We start from the raw sequence: 20088 nt of genomic DNA, 5'->3' as shown, positions 1-20088 counted from the left end.
GTTCCCCCTTATGTCCGGTAGGAAGCATTAATTCTTACGTAGTCATAGGAAAGGTCACATCCCCAAGCTGTTGCTTGCTGATCTCCGGCATTTAAATCCACAAAAATATGAATGTTTTCCTGCTCTAAATACTGCTTTACTTCTTCTTCACTCATAGGCGCTGGCAGCCCTTTTTCAACCACTTGATAGGGTCCGATTGCTACGCTAACAAGATTCGGATCCAGCGTTACCCCACTGTAACCTATTGCACAGACAATTCTTCCCCAGTTCGGATCTGTTCCATAAATCGCTGTTTTTACTAGGTTAGAAGAAATGATTGCTTTCCCAACTGCTCGAGCGGCTTCAGTGGTTGGTGCCCCTTTCACTTGAATCTCCACTAGCTTTGTTGCCCCTTCTCCGTCACGGGCAATTTGTTTGGCTAATGACTCACAAACAACCTGTAACCCATCTAAAAATAATCCCCAGCCCGGATGATCGCTTGTTAACTTTTCATTATTGGCTTGACCGTTCGCCATCACTAAAACCATATCATTCGTACTTGTATCTCCATCAACGGTAATCATATTAAAGGTTTGGTTCGTTACTTGTTTCAGTGCATTCCATAAATCTTCGTAATCAATATTGACATCTGTCGTCACGAATCCGAGCATCGTTGCCATATTCGGATGGATCATTCCAGAGCCTTTTGCCGCTCCGCCAATACTAATCAACTGCCCATCTATCTCTAGTTGTACGGCGATATTTTTCACACCTGTATCCGTCGTAAGGATTGCCTGCTCAAATAAATGTGCGCCACTGTTTTCGGGTTGTAAAATTTGCTGCACACCATTCGAAATTTTTTCAATCGGCAATTGAACTCCGATGACCCCAGTAGAAGTAACCGCCACATAATGCTCCTTAATCCCTAGTGTCTTGGCAAATTCACTTTGCATGGTGTAGGCATCTTGTATTCCTTGGTCCCCGGTACATGCATTGGCATTTCCTGAGTTTACTAGAATCGCCTGAATCTTCTTTTCTACTTGAATGCTTTTTTGCGTTACCATTAAAGGAGCCGCTTGAAATAAATTGGTTGTATAAACTCCTGCTGCTGTTGCAGGCACATCTGAATAAATATAGCCAAGATCCAATCTTTTTCTTTTAATGCCACAGTGCATTCCACCGGCTGAGAAGCCTTTAGGTGTTGTCACACTGCCTTCCTTTATAACAATGATTTTTTCTTCGGACATCACTTGCATGACACATTTCCCCTTTAAATTTGATTATTCACCTTGCTTTTTATTGTTTCTGATTCCTTCCAATAGGCTTTGTGCGGTTGATAATTTTTTAGAGTGGTTGATAAAATTCCAATTTTGGTTGATAAATTCTCTTTTTCGGTTGATAAATATCGAAAATCGGTTGATAAATAGATTCCTAGTCAAATTCGACCCATATAAAGCAGCACCCACTGCTGCAAACTAGCTTTCTCTTTACGGATAAACTGGTATATCTAAAAGTCCCGTTCTGACATCCCAGCCATTCATAAGATTCAGGTTTTGAATCGCTTGACCCGCTGCCCCTTTTACCAAATTATCTATAACAGAAATGATCGTTAACCTACCTGTCCGCGCATCAGAATGAACACCTATATCGCAAAAATTACTTCCCAGAACCTCTTTCGTAGTTGGAAAATGACCTTCCTCTCGTACTCGGACAAACGGTTGGTCCTGATAAAATTCTTTGTATATCTTTATGATTTCACCTGTATTTACAGATTCATGCAGATTAGCATGAATGGTGCACATAATTCCCCTTGTCATCGGCACTAAATGGGTAGTGAAAGTGACAGGTGTAAGCGTTCCAGCCTCATCCCCTAAAATTTGCTCAATTTCCGGGATATGTTGGTGCGATCCCATTTTATAAGCCTTTAAGTTCTCATTTACTTCTGAAAAATGGGTACTGAGTGAAACCCCTCTTCCCGCACCAGAAACACCTGATTTTGCATCAATAATGATCGATTTTGGGTCTACTAATCTATTTTTAATGGCAGGGATTAAACCTAATAAGGTTGCCGTTGGATAACAGCCTGGATTCGCTATAAGCTTAGAATCCTTAATGTTTTCTTCATACATTTCACTTAATCCGTATGTAGCTTGCTGTAAATATTCATTATCCGCTGCTGTATGTTTATACCAATGTTCATAGTTCTCTTGTGAACGAAGGCGAAAATCACCTGAAAGGTCTATGCATTTTAATTCATACTTTAACAACTCCGGTACAAGATCTTTACTAATCCCCGATGGAGTGGCTAAAAAAACAAGGTCAGCATGCTCACTAATTGTTTTTGGGTCTAATGTTTGTAAGGGTTGTTCTATGATGTTAGTAATATGAGGGTATATATCTTGAAGATTACTTCCAGCTTGTGAGTTGGAGATGATCATTGTCAGTTCTACAAATGGATGCTTATGTAATAATCTCATAAGCTCAATAGAGCTATATCCTGTACCCCCAATTATCGCCACTTTCATTTCCATTCTCACTCCTATAAATGCTAATTTCTGAATTATTATACTTTCAATTTTATAAATATACAATATATTTATAAAAAAATAATTACTTTAACCATAATTTTTAAATACTTATTCATACATATATATAAATATTCATTTTTTGTATAAGAATGTTTCATAAACATTGTAGATATTAGAGTAGTGTTGACTTCCACTCCAGGATGCTCGCTTTCCGCGGGGCGGGCGGTAAGCCTCCTCGGCGCAAAAGCGCCTGTGGGGTCTTACCTGTCCCGCTGTTCCCGCAGGAGTCTCGCACCTTCCGCTCCAGTCAACGATTAAAAAAACATTTTTAAACATAATCTTTTAAAAATGAGCTTGTATAAAAAAAGAATTCCTAAGCTATAGGAATTCTTTTTTTGTTTATATGATGGATGAAGTTTTGAATTTGTTCAGCTGGGAGGGGTTTGCTGTAAAAGTATCCCTGACCAATTTTACATGCATTTTCTCTTAAGAATGATACTTGTTCTTCGTTTTCGATCCCTTCGGCTATAACATTAAAATTTAAGTTATGCCCCATATCAATAATCGTCTTAACGATGGACCCTTGATTGGAGTGGTCGATAATATCGTCGACAAACGATTTATCAATTTTTATATTATCAATTGGAAGATGTCTTAAGTAACTTAAGGAAGAGTATCCTGTTCCAAAGTCATCTATGGAGATTTTAACTCCTAATTCCTTTAATTGATTCAAAATAACGGTCGACTTTTCAATGTTTTGCATGATGCTTTCGGTGATTTCTAACTCTAAAAGTGATGGTTGAAGTCCTACTCGATTTAATACTTCCTTCACTCCGTCGATAAAGTTCTCATCCTGAAGCTGCCTTACCGAGATATTAACTGCAATGGGAACATAGGCCAACCCGCTGTCCTGCCATACTTTATTCTGCTCACAGGCTTTTTGTAAAATCCATTTTCCTAGTGGAACGATTAAACCTGTTTCTTCAGCAAGCGGAATAAATTCAGAAGGTGGAATAAAGCCTTTTTCAGGATGTTTCCATCTAATTAACGCTTCTATTCCGACCATTTCACTGGTACTTAAATCCATTTGTGGTTGATAAAATAAATCTAATTGTTCCTGCTCAATCGCTTTTCTTAGTCCATGTTCCATTTCCATTTTTCGTGATGATAGTCCATTTAGATGGGATGAATAGAATTGAAAATTATTTTTCCCAAGGTCTTTTGCTAAATACATTGCCGTATCAGCGAGCTTTATTAGCGTCTCTACATCAGTCCCATCTGTTGGATAAATACTAACTCCAATACTTGGCGTCACATAAAATTCTTGATGGTCTAGTTTTAAAGGAGTTGAAAATTCATCAAGGATTTGTTGAGCAATAGTGGTCACTTGGTCCTTATCCATATTCTCTAACAAAATAATAAACTCATCTCCGCCTTGGCGAGATACCATACCATGCTTTTGGACCACAAATTCTAACCGATTGGCCACCTTTTTTAAGATTAAGTCCCCTACGGTATGGCCTTTAGTATCATTTATAATTTTAAACCGGTCCAGATCCAGAAATAATACCGCTTGCATCTGATCCTTATTTTCCATTAATACTTTGTTTAAATACTGTCTAAATCTATTACGATTTGGCAATCCAGTAAGGGCATCAAAATAAGCCATATATTCAATTGTTTTTTCTGCCTTTTTCCGTTGAGAGATATCTCTTCCGACAACCTGCTTGGCCAATCTTCCTTCATAAAAAATAGGCATTGCAGACATCTCTACCTCTATACTTTTCCCATCAAGCTGCAAGGTTTGGAATTCGTATCTTACAATCTCTGTAGATTCCTCATCTACAGCTAAATCTACCGTTTTAATTTGTTCTAAAATATTTTGAGGTACAAATCGAGAAATCGGTAGACCAATCATCTCTTCTAGCTTCGTTGCACCAAATAGCTTACATCCCGCTTCATTGATATAATCTATTTTCCCTCGGCTATATACGGCAATAAAATCAGGTGACATTTCTACTAAACTTCGATAGCGATCTTCACTTTCTTTTCGATCAGTAATATCAAATAAGACACTAGTAAAATCAATAATTTGCCTACGAGAATCCAGGATGGGTATGCCACGATCCTGTATCCATCTTACCTCACCATCAGGACGAATAATTCGGTAAACACTTGTTGCAGCCTGACCTCTTAAAAAATTTTGTTCCCTCTCAAATAGAACAGGAACATCCTCAGGGTGAATGACTTTTTTCCAAAGGGAATGATCTGCGTAAAATTCCTCTGAAGAATATCCATAGAGTTTTTCAATACCGGATGTAATTAATAGAGTGTTAGATTTCAAATCATGAGACCAAATCGCGACGTCTAATGTATCAAAGATATTTTTCAATCTCTGTTTATTCTTCTCTAGTTCTCTCGCAGTTTGGTCCAGTCCCCGAAGCATCCAAAAGATGATTCCCATCGTTAAAACTAGAAAAATAGTATCTATAATTAATTTCATTGTTCCCTCTATCGGAAACACAATAGATATAATCTTGTCTAATATTTCCACGATAGCTAATAGGGCAAAAACAGTGATCCATTTACGTTTATAGGTTTTATCATTAATTTGTTTCAAAGTTTAATCTCCTCATGGTTATCTACACTTTGATTCTACTTATTCATAGTAAACATATCAAATAATGGTAAATTTAACAATATCAGAATGTTAAGAAAAAAACTGAATGGGGTTTCCATTCAGTTTTAAAACTCGGGTAAATGATCAAGATTATTTTCTTTGATTCCATCCGGTTCACTTCTAATGATATCCCTACCGTACTTATGGAAAACATCTACATGTGCAATTTTTCCAGCCTTTGCTTCTTCTAATGCTGTTAGATAATCTAGTTCCCGCCCCATATTTGTTTTAAAAGCAATGATATCCCCATCATCTTTTTTTCGTACGGCCACAAATTGCTCTTTCCCATCTGATTGATCATTATTCCCCTCTACTGCAGCTTTTGCTTCACCTTGCTCCTTATATTGGTTATAAATTTGCTCAAAATCTTTATTTTCCATTATCACACCTCCCGAACATACGTTTAGTATTTTCTGTTCAAGAGACTTTATGTGAAAAAAGTGACTTCTAACTTTGAAACTTGCCTACCTTCCCCACTTTTAAAGTGGTTTTAGCGGTTGTGGTACTTACATAAATTTGAGCTTCACTGATAGTAAAAAACACTGCCGTGCCAACAGCTAGATGCAAGACGGCCCATGGAAGATGTAAAGAGGTGACTACCGTTAAGATTCCAATTATTAATTGGAGCATAACTATTAAGGCAGCATAAATAAGGCGCTTTCGAATACTTTTGTCCCAGTTTTTCAAAATGGATCCAAAAGCTAATAATAGAATATAAACGGCTGAAACAACCCCCAGTCCTCTATGAATGGTTTGGAGAAGCTCTGGTGTTGAAATCGGTAGGAATATTTCACCACAGATTAGCCAGCCACAAGCAAGTCCATAGGACAAATGTTTAATATAAGCACCAAATGCTAAGGTAAGAACAAGGAGTCCCATCGTTATTTTTAAATGAAGATTTATCTTTTGCGGCAGATTAGACTCTTTCCAAACGTTAGGATAAGAGATGCTAGGGGCTGAGTTTTTTGAGATCCACAATAAACTATAAAGAAAAAACATTGCAATTAATAAATGTATACTCACGACAATAGCAGGTGTGTCTAGAACAACGACCACAGCTCCTAGTAGCACTTGAATGGTAAGCAAGAAAAGCATGGTCCAAGCCACGTTTCGAATCTTTCCAAGACCATGTTTTCTTAAAACGGAAATAAATAAGAAAATAGTCAAAAGTCCTAATATCGCTCCAATAATACGGTGAGTAAATTCGATGAGCGTAGCTCCCTTCAATATCGGAATAACGAGACCATTGCATAATGGCCAATCCGGTCCGCACCCCATCCCCGAATTAGAGGAAGCCACATAACCTCCAAAAACAATCAGTATATAAGTAATAATGATTGATACAAATGCTAAACGCTTAATTGGCAAATTCTGTACCTCCTAAAGTATTGAAATTTACCAATAGTGTAAAGGATGCAGGACAAAGTTTCGGTGATATGAATCACAAAACTTTCCTAAATTGTATTTCACACCCATTTTTAAATATTACGCCTAGGCATTTGCCGTGTCAGCTATCGCCTATTCTCCATATGTTATAGGGGATTTAATAAGATTAGAAAAAAGGAGAATTGCCTTGATGAATCCATTTGGTTATTACAATCCCAATGTTCCTCAGAGCCCTTATGTAAATGTAGAGTACGGATATAACCCTTATCTGCAACCCGTTCAAGAAGACGTATACCGCCAGCCACCACAGCTTGAACGTAGGGTAACAGCATTAGAACGTGAAAATGATCAACAAAAAAGAGAACTAAGACGGCAAAATGAAGAAATCCATCGACTCAATCAAGAGATCAATCGATTAAACAAAGAAATGGGCCGAATGAATCAGGAAATCCAAAGACTCAATCAAAATGACGAGCGCACAACCCGTCGCTTACAGCGTTTAAACCAAAGACTCCGCGCCGTGGAAAACAAACTTCAAATCCCATTTTCAGCAACAGAAGGCGGATTTTAAAAATTGGCAGGCACCTTATAAGGTGCCTGTATTTTGTTTTTCGAAAGAAAATCCCTATTAAACATATATTTTTTAAACTTGTCTCATATTTTAGAAAGAAATGGATTTTTTACATAAGGAGATAGATGATGAAGACATTTTTTAAAGCCACTTTGTTATTAGCTGCTACAGCGTTGATTGCTGAATGTATTGAATTCTTGATTAATCTAATCTTGGCTAAGGAATTAGGAGAAAAGGGATTAGGTTTATATATGACCATATTACCTACTATTTTTCTTATCGTCACACTAGCAAGCATGGAATTACCTATCTCTATTTCGAAGCTTATTGCGGAAAAAGAAGAGAAATATCACAGGAACATATTGAGCCAAGTTACGAAAATGGCGATTATTTTCACAAGCATTTTTATGGCGGTTGTATTTATTGTTTTACCACATGTTCCTATTTTTGATGCTTATCATCCCTCTGTTAGATGGCTTTTACTAATCATGGTCCCTATTGTTTCTTTTTCCTCTATAGCTAGGGGCTTCTTTATGGGAACCCATGCAATGGGGAAAATTGCCGTTGCCAACTTTTTAAGAAGAGGTCTTCAACTCTTTGCTTTAGTCTTGTTATTTCAATTACTCGATTTCAAAGCCGACATTTCTATATTTTTGGCACTATGCGCTATTGTGGCCAGTGAAATTGGTGTCTTCGGTTACTTATTACTAGAGTATCTAATCAAATTAAAATATTTAAATAGCAGGGCTTCTAGCCTAATCGATAAAAGAATTGTTCAAAAGAGCTTAGTATCTGTTTCGATTCCCACAACAGGATTAAGAATATTCCATGCTCTTACACATGCGGTTCAACCCTTTCTCATCAAAGCAGCACTGATCAAAGCAGGTCTTTCAGTGGACATGGCGACAGAGCAATTTGGTCTATTGGCAGGTGTTGCTTTAACCATTGGATTTTTCCCTGCCTTTATTGCTCATTCTTTATTGATTGTGCTCATTCCAACGGTTTCCAAAGCACATTCTCAAAAAGATTCATCTCTACTTCAATCGTTGTTAAAAAAGGTGATGCAGTTCACTTTCCTTTATGGGGTACCAGCGGTGATGATCTTTTACTTTTTCTCTGAATCATTAACGAAGCTCTTTTTTGATTCTCAAGAAGCCACCTTTTATTTACAATTACTTTGGCCCTATTTTTTATTTCATTTTTTTGTGATTCCCTTACAGGCCTTTTTAATCGGACTAGGACTTATCAAGGATGCCTTTTATCATCAATTATGGGCCTCAACCGTCTCCTTTTCCTTGATGTTTATTTTAGGATCTCTACATTCCCTGCAAATGGACGGAATTATTATTGGGATGAACATGGGGGCTATCCTTCTAACTCTTCTTCACTATTGGACCATTTGCAAAAAGATTGGAGTATCCGTCTTTGTACTAGAACCATTAAAAGATGTGTAAGACCTCCTGCCAAATGGAGGTCTTTTTTATCATCCTGATGAAAGCGTTTTATAAAAATTTACAATTATTTTTTTTATTTTTGTTGTCCCTCTAATATCAACAATGAAAACGCTGCCAATTTATTTGATTATTTTAAATTATCTGAACTCTATACTTTTTTGCTCTTGACCCTCTTTTTCAATGGTTGTATGATTAACGGCAATATCAGAAAAATTAATAAATTCAGCCAAGTTTTCTTCTTACGGCCTTTGGCCATATCTTCTTAAAAAAAAAAGATTTATATGGTATAAGGCTATTCTTTTATAGGTCGAATTTAACAGTTTAAAGCGTCTAATGGATAAAGGAGTGAGGTTTTTGAGTAGTCAGTATATTTTTCTTAGCGGAGCATTTGTAAAAAAGGAAGAGGCTGTCGTTTCCGTTTACGATCATGGATTCCTCTATGGAGACGGCGTTTTTGAAGGAATTCGGGTTTATTCGGGTAATGTTTTTCGATTAGAAGCCCATTTAAAAAGGCTCTATGAATCCGCACACTCCATTATGTTAACGATCCCCTACACCATCGAAGAACTAACACAAATCATCGTTGATACTGTTCGTAAAAATGAATTGAGCAGTGCTTATATCCGGGTTGTCGTTTCTAGAGGAATTGGAAATCTTGGATTAGATCCAGCCTCTTGTTCTGAGCCTAGAGTGATAGTCATTGCTGAATCCTTATCTCTTTTTCCAAAAGAATTATATGAACGCGGTTTAAAGGTTGGCTCGGTTGCAACCCGACGGAATCGACCTGATGTCTTAAGTCCGCAAGTTAAATCACTAAATTATTTAAATAATATTCTCGTTAAACTAGAAGCCAAGCAAGCTGGAGTTGATGAGGCTCTGATGCTAAATGACCAAGGTTACGTAACGGAAGGGTCCGGAGATAATATTTTTATCATTAAAAACGGAGTCATTTACACCCCTCCTGTCTATTTAGGGGCTTTAGAGGGAATTACACGCAATGCCATTATCGATCTTGCTAGAGAAAACGGATATGAAGTAGTAGAAAAACCGTTTACTAGACATGATGTTTATATTGCCGATGAAGTATTCCTCACCGGAACAGCCGTTGAAGTCGTTGCCGTTATCGAGGTGGATACTAGAAAAATTAAGGACGGAAAACCTGGTCCCATTACCAACCATTTACTAGCCGAATTTAAAAACTTAGTCATGAGAGACGGAGTTCAGTGTTACCCGGAAGTTAAAGATAAAGCATTTGTAAGTTAAGGAGGTTCACATGCGAAGTGACATGATTAAAAAAGGAATCGACCGTGCTCCCCACCGCAGTTTACTCTACGCAACCGGGGTCAAAACGAGCGATTTAGAGAAGCCATTCATTGGGGTGTGTAACTCGTACATTGATATCATCCCTGGGCATAAGCATCTCAATAAATTTGGAGAAATGGTTAAAAAAGCAATCAGGGAAGCTGGCGGTATTCCTTTTGAATTTAACACAATCGGTGTTGATGATGGAATTGCGATGGGGCATATTGGTATGCGGTATTCGCTTCCAAGCCGCGAAATCATTGCCGATAGTGCTGAAACAGTGATCAATGCCCATTGGTTTGACGGCGTTTTTTATATCCCTAACTGTGACAAAATTACTCCCGGCATGCTGATGGCTGCCGCAAGAACCAATGTCCCTTCCGTTTTTGTTTCGGGAGGGCCGATGGAAGCAGGAGTTTCTTCCACAGGTAAACCACTATCTCTCGTATCCGTTTTTGAAGGAGTAGGAGCCTATAACAAAGGAGCGATGAGTCAACAAGAACTATTGGATATTGAAACTCATGCATGCCCAACTTGCGGATCCTGTTCAGGAATGTTTACAGCAAACTCGATGAACTGTTTGATGGAAATGCTTGGTATGACCATTCCAGGTAATGGCACGATTGTTGCCACTTCCGAAGAACGTTATGAGCTCATTAAGGAAGCAGCTAAACACTTAATTGAACTAGTAAAAAAGGATATTCGTCCTCGAGATATTTTAACAAAAGAAGCCTTTGACAATGCGTTTGCCCTTGATATGGCAATGGGTGGCTCCACAAATACCGTTCTACATACATTAGCCATCGCCCACGAAGCTGGCATTGAATATGACTTACATGAAATAAATCGAATTGCTGAAAAAGTTCCATACTTATCCAAAATAAGCCCAGCTTCTGATTATTCCATGCAGGACGTTCACCTTGCTGGCGGGGTCAGTGCCATCATCAATGAGCTTTGTAAAATCGATGGACTCATTCATAAAGAGCAAATGACGATTACCGGAAAGACCATTTTGGAAAATGTACAGGATGCTGAGATTACGAACGATCAGGTCATTCGAAGAAAAGAAAATCCTTATAGCCCTGTTGGTGGACTTTCCATCCTGTTTGGCAATTTAGCGCCAGACGGCGGAGTCATCAAAGTCGGTGCCGTTGATCCCTCTATCAAAACGTTTGTCGGTGAAGCGATAGTTTTCGAATCACAGGAAGAGGCACAAGCTGGTATCGATAATGGAACTGTTAAATCAGGGCAGGTGGTGGTCATTCGCTACGAGGGTCCAAAAGGCGGACCTGGAATGCCTGAGATGCTTGCTCCTACTTCAGCTATTGCCGGCAGAGGTTTGGATAAAGAGGTTGCCCTCATTACCGATGGTCGTTTTTCAGGCGCAAGCCGCGGAATATCTATCGGCCATATCTCTCCTGAAGCTGCTGAAGGTGGACCGATTGCTTTCGTTGAAAATGGAGACGCTATTTTAATAGATTTAGAGGCACGCTCTATTGAGCTCCTCGTCGATGAGGAAGTTTTGGATCAAAGACGTAAGGATTGGAAAAAACCGGAACCCAAAATCAAAACAGGCTACTTGGCCAAATATGCAAAACTCGTAACCTCCGCCAATACAGGTGGAATCATGAAATTTTAATATCGCAAAATCATTGACGGGAATAAAGGAATAAGAAGCTAGTATTTACAGAGAGCCGGGTTGCTGGAAGCCGGTAATACTACTTATTCCGACATCCTCCCTGAGTATTAAGCTGAACCATTCTTTTTAGTAGGCTTAATCGGGTGTATCCAGCACTCGTTATTAAAAAAGAAGCTAAAGTATAGGCTTCATGAGGCAGTTTTCGTAAGAATACTGTAAAACCGGGTGGTACCGTGGAAAGCAAACAACCTTTTCACCCCGTTTATTCTGCATACTAGCAGTTTATTCGAGGGCGAAAAGGTTTTTTATTTTTTAAGAAATTTACCTATTAAAACCATTTTATAAAAAACGGGAGGGATTACAACGTGAAAGTTGAAGCGAAATCAGCCATTCAGAGTGTTGCACAGCCTAAAACAGGAGCAGACCTCTTAATTGAGACCTTAATCTCGGAGGGCGTTGATACTGTATTTGGTTATCCAGGGGGTGCCGTTTTACCAATTTATGATGCCATCTATCGGGCAGGTAATCAATTAAAGCACTTACTATTTCGGCATGAACAAGGCTCTATTCATGCAGCCGAGGGTTATGCGCGAATTACTGGAAAGCCGGGTGTTGTTATTGCAACCTCAGGTCCTGGGGCTACAAACCTCATTACTGGAATTGCTGATGCCATGATGGATTCTTTGCCACTTGTTATTTTTACTGGCCAAGTCGCTCGTGGTGTTATTGGAACTGATGCTTTTCAGGAGGCGGACATAATTGGAATCACTACCCCTATTACGAAGCATAATTACCAAGTTCGCACCATTTACGACTTACCTAGAATCATCAAAGAAGCCTTTCATATTGCTTCAACTGGAAGACCTGGGCCTGTTGTGATTGATATTCCAAAAGATGTTTCAGCTGATCCTGTGTATGAAGATGAATTTGAAACGAATTTTCACTTACCAGGATATCAGCCAACAACAAAGCCCAACCCCCTGCAAATAAGCAAACTAGCAGATGCCCTTTCAAAGGCTAGGAAACCTGTGATTCTTGCAGGTGCCGGTGTGCTTCACGGAAAAGCAGCAAACGAATTAAGAGAATTAGCCGAAAAACACAAATTCCCTGTCACAACCACACTTTTAGGACTAGGAAGCTTCCCAGGAGACCACCCGTTTTCTCTTGGAATGGCAGGTATGCACGGAACCTATTCCGCCAATATGGCTTTATATGAATGTGATTTACTTCTCAATGTCGGCGCTAGATTCGACGACCGCTTAACTGGTAATCTCAAGCATTTTGCACCACATGCCAAAGTTGCCCACATTGACATTGATCCAGCTGAAATTGGTAAAAACGTTCCTACTACTATTCCCATTGTATCTGATGCAAAAGAGGCTCTAAAGGAACTACTAAAATATGATTTTAATGTAACTCAACATGGTGATTGGCTCAGAAAACTGAAAGAAAACAAGCATCAGTTCCCACTTTGGTACAACGATTACGAGCAGGAGCTCTGTCCACAGTGGTTAATTGAAACACTGCACCAAGCTTCTAATGGTGATGCGATTATCACAACGGATGTCGGGCAGCACCAAATGTGGGCAGCGCAATATTACTCTTTTTCTAGTCCAAATCGTTGGGTCACTTCTGGAGGCCTTGGCACAATGGGATTTGGTTTCCCTGCCGCAATTGGTGCCCAATTAGCCGAACCAACTAGCACCGTTATTGCCATTGTAGGGGATGGCGGCTTTCAAATGACGCTTCAAGAACTATCTGTTCTTCAGGAAAGAAATTTACCAGTAAAGGTTTTAATCGTTAATAACGGTGCACTAGGAATGGTTCGTCAATGGCAGGAAAAGTTTTACGATAAGCGTTATTCTGAATCTCTCCTACCTGTTCAACCAGACTTTGTTAAGTTAGCAGAAAGCTATTCCATTAAGGGATTCAGAATTGATAACCAAGCTGAATTATTACGTATCCTTCCTGAAGTCCTTGCTTACGAGGGACCAGTCGTTATGGATTGTCGAGTGGTTACGAACGAAAATGTCTATCCGATGATCGCCCCTGGCAAGGGATTGCACGAAATGATTGGAGTGAAACCATGAAACGAATTATAACGGCAACTGTCCAAAACAAAAGCGGTGTTCTCAATCGTGTTACCGGACTACTCCAAAGACGACAATTCAATATTGAAAGTATCTCAGTAGGTACTACGGAAACTCCTGGTATTTCTAAAATGACACTAGTTGTGGAGGTTGAGGATAGTCAAAAGCTTGAACAGCTTACGAAGCAACTAAATAAACAAATAGATGTATTAAAAGTTTCTGATATCACAGATAAAGCAATTGTCTCTCGAGAATTAGCCTTAATTAAAGTAGGCAGCAGCGGGCAACTTCGCAGTGAAATTAAAGAAATTATTGAGCCTTTCCGCGCTACAGTCATTGATGTAAGTAAAGATAGTCTTGCTGTTCAAGTAACTGGTAAACCTGAGAAGGTTGAAGCATTAATTGAACTGTTAAGACCATACGGAATCAAAGAATTAGCTAGAACAGGCGTAACAGCCTTCTTAAGAGGAAACCAACCACAAGTTTCGGAACTACCTTCTTATTCACTATTACGATAAGAAGTTTCATAAACCAAAACCCATTCTGAAAGGATGAATAATCATGGCAAAAGTGCTTTATAATCAAGATATTTTTGAAGAGGTATTAAAATCGAAAAAAGTTGCGGTAATTGGCTATGGGTCTCAAGGTCATGCACATACTTTAAACCTAAAAGATAGTGGTTATGATGTAGTCGTGGGTTTACGTAAAGGTAAGTCTTGGGATAAAGCGGTAGAAGATGGTGTTGAGGTACGCAGCGTTGCAGAGGCAGTAGCTCAAGCCGATGTTATTATGGTTCTCCTTCCAGATGAAAAACAACCAAAAGTATACGAAGAAGAAATTAAACCAAATCTTCAATCGGGAGCCGCACTCGTTTTTGCTCATGGCTTTAATATTCATTTTAACCAAGTAGTTCCTCCACCAAATGTTGATGTATTCCTTGTAGCTCCTAAGGGGCCAGGACATCTTGTCCGCCGTACCTACCAAGAGGGAGCCGGAGTACCAGCCCTCTATGCTGTCCATCAAGATTATTCAGGTCAGGCAAAGCAAGTCGCTCTTGCCTATGCCAAAGCTATTGGGGCTGCCCGTGCTGGCGTATTAGAAACTACTTTCCAGGAAGAAACCGAAACGGATCTATTTGGAGAACAAGCGGTTTTATGCGGTGGACTTACTAGCCTCGTAAAAGCAGGATTTGAAACATTAACCGAAGCTGGTTATCAACCTGAAGTCGCCTACTTCGAATGTTTACATGAGCTAAAGCTAATCGTTGACCTTATGTACGAAGGCGGACTTGAAAATATGCGCTACTCTATCTCTGATACGGCCCAGTGGGGTGACTTTGTTTCAGGACCACGTGTTGTGAATGAAGAGACAAAGTCTCGAATGAAAGAAGTATTACACGATATTCAAACTGGTGTCTTTGCTAAAGGCTGGATTCTTGAAAATCAAGTTAATCGTCCTCAATTTAATGCCATTAATCATAAAGAAAATAAACATCCAATTGAAGTAGTAGGAAGAGAGCTTCGTGAGTTAATGCCATTTGTGAAACCGGCAAACTCTAAAAAGAAGGAAGTGATCTCAAGTGGTACACATTAACATCTTTGACACCACCCTACGTGATGGAGAACAATCTCCAGGCGTCAACTTAAATCAGCTAGAAAAATTAGAAATTGCCCGCCAGTTGGAACGATTTGGCGTTCATGTAATGGAGGCCGGTTTTCCGGCTTCCTCCCAGGGTGACTTCGAAGCAGTGCAAAGCATTGCTCGTACGGTTAAGAATGTCTCCGTTGCTGGTCTTGCCCGTGCTTCGAAAGCCGATATTGATACAACTTGGGAGGCACTAAAGGAAGCAAAGGATCCACGCCTTCATGTTTTTATCGCCACCTCCCCTATCCATATGACCTATAAGTTAAAGAAAACACCTGAGGAAGTAATGAGACTTGCCGTGGAAATGGTCCGTTACGGAAAAAGTAAGTTTCCAACTGTCCAATGGTCTGCAGAGGATGCCTCTCGTTCAGACCTCGATTTTCTCGTCCATATTATTGAAAAAGTAATTGATGCAGGAGCATCCGTCATTAACCTTCCCGACACCGTTGGGTACACGACTCCTGAAGAATATGGCCGCCTTTTCCGTTATATAAAAGAAAATGTGCCAAATATTGATAAAGTCACCTTATCCGCCCATTGTCACGATGATCTTGGCATGGCCGTTGCCAATTCACTCGCTGCCATCGAGAACGGAGCGACTCAAGTAGAAGGTACGATAAACGGAATTGGGGAACGTGCAGGTAACGCTGCTTTAGAAGAATTTGCTGTAGCCTTAAACATCCGCAAGGATAAATACCCATTTACAACGGGATTAATTTTAAAAGAAATTAAACGAACAAGTGACTTAGTTCGAAAACTAACCGGCATGTCGATCGCCCCTAATAAAGCCGTGGTTGGGCAGAATGCGTTTGCCCACGAATCAGGAATCCATCAAGACGGGGTTCTCAAGCATGCACAAACCTATGAAATTATCACTCCTGAACTTGTCGGAATCCAATCCAATCAATTAGTTCTCGGCAAGCACTCTGGACGACATGCCTTCAAAGATAAAATTGAACAATTAGGATTTTCATTATCAGAAGCAAAGCTTTTGGAAGCATTCCAAGACTTTAAATCTCTGACCGATCGTAAAAAAGAGGTAACAGATGAAGACTTGTTCACCATTCTTACGGATATTCAAACGACAGTGACGAATGTGAAAAAATATGAATTACTTGCCTTCCAGGTTCAATCTGGTACATCCAATCTACCTACTGCCACAGTTGCCTTAAAATCTCCAGAAGGAATTAGAGTTGAGACAGCTCGTACAGGTAAAGGTAGTGTGGAATCGCTCTACAACACTCTTGAAGCTCTTATAAAAGAAGAAATTCATCTTGAAAAATATCATTTAAGCTCTGTTGGCCAAGGTCGCGATGCTTTGGCAGAGGTTCATGTCAAAATGACCGTCAATAATGTCCCAGTTAGTGGACGCGGCTCGGCACAAGATGTACTAGAAGCCTCCGCAAAAGCATTCTTAAACGCCGTCAACCGTGTTTTTTATAACCAGGTTTTTATGAAAAAAGAAAAAGCACAAGTGTAGGGAGCAGTTTTGGTTTTTTGAACCGATTTTGAAGATTTATCAACCGGGATTTTGTTTTTATCAACCGGTTTTCACCATTTATCAACCGTTTTCAACATTTATCAACTTTTACACAGAAACACCTATTATTTTTTAAAAATAAGGAGGCCAATGCCATGAAAAAACATATTGTTCTACTCCCAGGGGATGGGATTGGTAAAGAAGTGATGCAGTCCGCTAAAGAAGTGCTAGCAGCCATAGGTGAAGAGTTCCATCATTCATTCAGCTTTGAAACTCATGACATTGGAGGGGCTGCGGTTGACCAACATGGCACCCCCCTTCCCCAACAAACTGTCGAGGCTTGTCAAAAGGCAGACGCTATTCTACTTGGAGCCGTAGGAGGTCCTAAGTGGGACCAACTCCCTTCTCACCTTCGACCAGAAAGAGGATTATTAGGAATTCGAAAGGCACTCGACCTTTTTGCCAATCTAAGACCTATTAAAGGCTTTGATCATCTACTTCATACTTCTCCTTTAAAGGAAGAAGTGATAAAGGGTAGTGACCTCCTTATTGTACGTGAACTAACAGGTGGTCTTTATTTTGGAACCCCTAGCGAAAGGCAAAATAATGGCCAATCGGTTGTAGATACCCTTTATTATTCACGTAAAGAGATTGAAAGAATTGTAGAAAAAGCATTCCAATGTGCACAGCAGCGGCGGAAGCTCCTCACTTCGGTTGATAAGGCAAATGTACTTGAATCGAGTAAGCTGTGGCGTGAAGTGGTCGAAGAGAAAAAGCAGCAATATCCTAAAGTAAAAGTGGAGCATCTTCTTGTTGACGCAGCGGCCATGAAGCTTATTACAAACCCGTCACAGTTTGATGTCATTGTTACAGAGAACATGTTTGGAGATATTTTAAGTGATGAAGCATCCGTTTTAACAGGATCCCTTGGAATGCTGCCTTCAGCTAGTCTCCGTGAGGACGGGGTTGGACTTTTTGAACCCGTCCATGGGTCAGCCCCTGATATCGCAGGTCATGGGGTCGCCAATCCAATCGCGATGATTTTATCTGCTGCCTTAATGCTAAGACATTCCTTCCAATTAGAGGATGAAGCTAGATTAATAGAAGAAACCGTTGAATCCGTCTTAAACGCAGGCTTTCATACCGCAGATTTGAACCTAAAAATTGGCCATAAGGTCGGCACTTTCGAAATGACTCAGCTTATTATTGATTCGATTAAAACAAGGAACACGGCTAACTGTATCATGAGCTGTTACGCCTAAGATAGGAGGTTTTATAATGCCTACAGCTAAAACAATCTTCGAAAAAATATGGGAACAGCATATGGTCCATCAGGAAGATGGTAAACCTGACTTACTTTACATTGACCTACACCTTGTCCATGAGGTTACCTCCCCTCAAGCTTTTGAGGGGTTACGAATAAATGGGCGAAAGGTGCGTCGTCCTGATCGAACCTTTGCAACAATGGATCACAATATTCCTACAAAGAAGCAGCATATTATTACGGACCACATTTCAAAAAAACAAGTTGAAACGCTAGAGCAAAATTGTCGTGAGTTTAATATTGAGCTTGCTGATATTAACCATCCTGATAATGGGATCGTTCATGTAATTGGGCCTGAGCTCGGACTTACGCAACCGGGTAAAACGATTGTCTGTGGCGATAGTCATACATCAACCCACGGAGCTTTCGGTGCCTTAGCTTTTGGTATTGGAACGAGTGAAGTGGAACATGTGTTAGCGACTCAAACCCTTTGGCAAGAGCGCCCTAAGACAATGAATGTCAAAGTTCACGGAAAGCTTCCTACAGGTGTTACGGCTAAAGATTTAATTTTAGCAATAATCGCTAAGTACGGTGTCCGCTTCGGTACTGGTTATGTGATGGAATATACAGGAGAAGCAATTCGTGCTCTTTCTATGGAAGAGCGAATGACTGTTTGCAATATGTCCATCGAGGCTGGGGCTCGAGCAGGGCTAATCACACCAGATGAAACCACATTTGAATATCTTCGTGATAAAAAATTCACACCAAAAGGTCTTGAGTTTGAAAAAGCTATTAATACATGGCGCTCTCTTGCAACAGACGAAGGAGCCAGCTATGATGCAGTCATTGAAATAGATGCTTCTGAAGTTGCCCCTCAGGTTACCTGGGGTACCAATCCAGGAATGTGCCTTCCTGTTGATGCTTCTATTCCGAGCCCTGAGGATGCAGCCACCCTTAATGAAAAAATAGAAATACAACGAGCTCTTGACTATATGGGACTTGAAGCTGGGCAACCGATCACTTCTGTTAAGATTCAACATGTGTTTATTGGTTCCTGTACAAATTCCAGATTAAGTGATTTACGAAAAGCAGCCGCTGTTATCCAGGGCAGAAAAATAAGTCCTACTGTACGCGCACTCGTTGTTCCAGGCTCAAAAAGCGTTAAACTAGCCGCCGAACAAGAAGGGCTAGATACGATTTTTAAAGAAGCTGGCTTTGAATGGCGTGATGCAGGATGTAGCATGTGTTTAGCTATGAATGATGATATCGTTCCACCTGGAGAGCGATGTGCCTCTACTTCAAACCGTAACTTTGAAGGACGACAAGGAACCGGGGCTCGCACCCATCTTGTAAGCCCCGAAATGGCAGCTGTTGCCGCCATTGAAGGTCATTTTGTAGATGTTCGACAATACTCTGCTGTAGCCGAGGTGATCTAAATGGAACCATTAAAAATTCATAAAGGGCTCGTTTACCCACTTAACCGAAGCAATGTCGATACCGACCAAATCATACCGAAGCAATTTTTAAAAAGAATTGAACGACAAGGCTTTGGGCAATTCTTATTTTATAATTGGCGTTTTGATTATCATGGAAATCCGCAAGCTGACTTTTCTTTGAATAGTGAAAAGTATAGTGGTGCTTCAATTTTAATCGCAGGGGAAAATTTCGGGTGTGGTTCTTCCCGTGAACATGCCCCATGGGCTCTTCTTGACTATGGTTTTAAAGTCATCATTGCTCCAAGCTTTGCTGATATTTTTAAAAACAATTGTCTGAAGAACGGAATTTTAGCCATTGAGTTAGATTCCGCACAAGTCGAACCATTATTAAAAAGGGCTGAAAATGAATCGTACGATTTAACCGTCAATCTAGAAAACCAAACGATCGAAGATGAACACAGTAATCTAATTCACTTTGAGATTTCTCCTCATTCAAAGGAAATGCTTCTCAATGGACTGGATGACATCGGATTAACCCTGTTATATGAAAAAAAAATATCAAAATTTGAACTTTCACATTAAAGGAGAGTGACTCCCTTGGGGATTCCTTAACGACTTATAAGATTTCGGATGCG

Annotated in this window: 16 protein-coding genes; 11 read left to right on the top strand and 5 right to left on the bottom strand. The window is 39.9% G+C overall.

Annotation, left to right across the window (positions count from 1 at the left end):
• Positions 1 to 8 precede the first annotated feature (8 nt).
• The 5 genes from argJ to ACSBPO_RS00915 form a co-directional block, all read right to left on the bottom strand.
• Positions 9 to 1235 (bottom strand): bifunctional ornithine acetyltransferase/N-acetylglutamate synthase, encoded by a 1227-nt coding sequence (argJ, locus tag ACSBPO_RS00935; protein WP_442597879.1) that lies wholly within the window; start codon positions 1233 to 1235, stop codon positions 9 to 11.
• 231 nt (positions 1236 to 1466) lie between these two features.
• Positions 1467 to 2516, bottom strand: a complete 1050-nt coding sequence (gene argC / locus ACSBPO_RS00930) for an N-acetyl-gamma-glutamyl-phosphate reductase (RefSeq protein ID WP_442597877.1) — start codon at positions 2514 to 2516, stop codon at positions 1467 to 1469.
• 364 nt (positions 2517 to 2880) lie between these two features.
• Positions 2881 to 5127 carry a sensor domain-containing protein gene (locus ACSBPO_RS00925; RefSeq protein WP_442597875.1) on the bottom strand — a complete coding sequence of 749 codons (2247 nt, stop codon included), beginning with the start codon at positions 5125 to 5127 and terminating at the stop codon, positions 2881 to 2883.
• A gap of 125 nt (positions 5128 to 5252) precedes the next feature.
• The gene (locus ACSBPO_RS00920) at positions 5253 to 5567 is read right to left on the bottom strand and encodes a DUF3892 domain-containing protein (protein WP_442597873.1); all 315 of its coding nucleotides are present in this window, start codon (positions 5565 to 5567) and stop codon (positions 5253 to 5255) included.
• A gap of 67 nt (positions 5568 to 5634) precedes the next feature.
• Positions 5635 to 6555: a COX15/CtaA family protein gene (locus tag ACSBPO_RS00915; RefSeq protein WP_442597871.1), complete on the bottom strand. Its 921-nt coding sequence runs from the start codon at positions 6553 to 6555 to the stop codon at positions 5635 to 5637.
• Positions 6556 to 6763: 208 nt separating this feature from the next.
• Between ACSBPO_RS00915 and ACSBPO_RS00910 the strand changes: the two genes are divergently transcribed.
• From ACSBPO_RS00910 to leuD, 11 genes are all read left to right on the top strand, one after another.
• Positions 6764 to 7144, top strand: coding sequence for a hypothetical protein (locus ACSBPO_RS00910; RefSeq protein WP_442597869.1), 381 nt, complete (start codon positions 6764 to 6766; stop codon positions 7142 to 7144).
• Between the two features lie 128 nt (positions 7145 to 7272).
• A complete protein-coding gene (locus ACSBPO_RS00905; protein ID WP_442597867.1) occupies positions 7273 to 8598 on the top strand; it encodes a polysaccharide biosynthesis protein in 1326 nt (441 codons plus the stop codon).
• A gap of 354 nt (positions 8599 to 8952) precedes the next feature.
• Complete coding sequence (gene ilvE, locus ACSBPO_RS00900) at positions 8953 to 9861, top strand: branched-chain-amino-acid transaminase (RefSeq protein ID WP_442597865.1); 909 nt, start codon at positions 8953 to 8955, stop codon at positions 9859 to 9861.
• 10 nt (positions 9862 to 9871) lie between these two features.
• A complete protein-coding gene (gene ilvD, locus ACSBPO_RS00895) occupies positions 9872 to 11539 on the top strand; it encodes a dihydroxy-acid dehydratase (RefSeq protein WP_442597863.1) in 1668 nt (555 codons plus the stop codon).
• 365 nt (positions 11540 to 11904) lie between these two features.
• On the top strand, positions 11905 to 13629 hold the full coding sequence (gene ilvB / locus ACSBPO_RS00890) for an acetolactate synthase large subunit (protein WP_442597861.1): 1725 nt from the start codon (positions 11905 to 11907) through the stop codon (positions 13627 to 13629).
• On the top strand, positions 13626 to 14147 hold the full coding sequence (ilvN, locus tag ACSBPO_RS00885; protein WP_442597859.1) for an acetolactate synthase small subunit: 522 nt from the start codon (positions 13626 to 13628) through the stop codon (positions 14145 to 14147). The genes ilvB and ilvN overlap by 4 nt, the downstream gene beginning before the upstream one ends.
• A gap of 43 nt (positions 14148 to 14190) precedes the next feature.
• Entirely contained in the window at positions 14191 to 15222 is a 1032-nt protein-coding gene (ilvC, locus tag ACSBPO_RS00880; protein WP_442597857.1) for a ketol-acid reductoisomerase, read from the top strand.
• Entirely contained in the window at positions 15209 to 16753 is a 1545-nt protein-coding gene (locus tag ACSBPO_RS00875; RefSeq protein ID WP_442597855.1) for a 2-isopropylmalate synthase, read from the top strand. The genes ilvC and ACSBPO_RS00875 overlap by 14 nt, the downstream gene beginning before the upstream one ends.
• A 155-nt stretch (positions 16754 to 16908) precedes the next feature.
• Positions 16909 to 18015, top strand: a complete 1107-nt coding sequence (gene leuB, locus ACSBPO_RS00870; protein WP_442597853.1) for a 3-isopropylmalate dehydrogenase — start codon at positions 16909 to 16911, stop codon at positions 18013 to 18015.
• A gap of 16 nt (positions 18016 to 18031) precedes the next feature.
• Complete coding sequence (gene leuC / locus ACSBPO_RS00865; protein ID WP_442597851.1) at positions 18032 to 19453, top strand: 3-isopropylmalate dehydratase large subunit; 1422 nt, start codon at positions 18032 to 18034, stop codon at positions 19451 to 19453.
• On the top strand, positions 19454 to 20035 hold the full coding sequence (leuD, locus tag ACSBPO_RS00860) for a 3-isopropylmalate dehydratase small subunit (protein WP_442597849.1): 582 nt from the start codon (positions 19454 to 19456) through the stop codon (positions 20033 to 20035). It abuts the gene before it with no gap.
• Positions 20036 to 20088: the final 53 nt, after the last annotated feature.

This window comes from Neobacillus sp. D3-1R (assembly GCF_052180215.1).
Classification (GTDB): Bacteria; Bacillota; Bacilli; order Bacillales; family Cytobacillaceae; genus Pseudoneobacillus.
Note: the sequence above shows the minus strand (reverse complement) of the source record. Positions and strands in the feature narration are given on the sequence as shown.

Bases quoted from the DNA above. Each gene is read 5' to 3' on its own strand.
- leuB (WP_442597853.1), top strand. From the start codon at position 16,909: ATGAAAAAACATATTGTTCTACTCCCAGGGGATGGGATTGGTAAAGAA.
- ACSBPO_RS00910 (WP_442597869.1), top strand. From the start codon at position 6,764: ATGAATCCATTTGGTTATTACAATCCCAATGTTCCTCAGAGCCCTTAT.
- leuC (WP_442597851.1), top strand. From the start codon at position 18,032: ATGCCTACAGCTAAAACAATCTTCGAAAAAATATGGGAACAGCATATG.
- ACSBPO_RS00920 (WP_442597873.1), bottom strand. From the start codon at position 5,567: ATGGAAAATAAAGATTTTGAGCAAATTTATAACCAATATAAGGAGCAA.
- ilvN (WP_442597859.1), top strand. From the start codon at position 13,626: ATGAAACGAATTATAACGGCAACTGTCCAAAACAAAAGCGGTGTTCTC.
- leuD (WP_442597849.1), top strand. From the start codon at position 19,454: ATGGAACCATTAAAAATTCATAAAGGGCTCGTTTACCCACTTAACCGA.
- ilvC (WP_442597857.1), top strand. From the start codon at position 14,191: ATGGCAAAAGTGCTTTATAATCAAGATATTTTTGAAGAGGTATTAAAA.
- argJ (WP_442597879.1), bottom strand. From the start codon at position 1,235: ATGCAAGTGATGTCCGAAGAAAAAATCATTGTTATAAAGGAAGGCAGT.
- ACSBPO_RS00905 (WP_442597867.1), top strand. From the start codon at position 7,273: ATGAAGACATTTTTTAAAGCCACTTTGTTATTAGCTGCTACAGCGTTG.
- ilvD (WP_442597863.1), top strand. From the start codon at position 9,872: ATGCGAAGTGACATGATTAAAAAAGGAATCGACCGTGCTCCCCACCGC.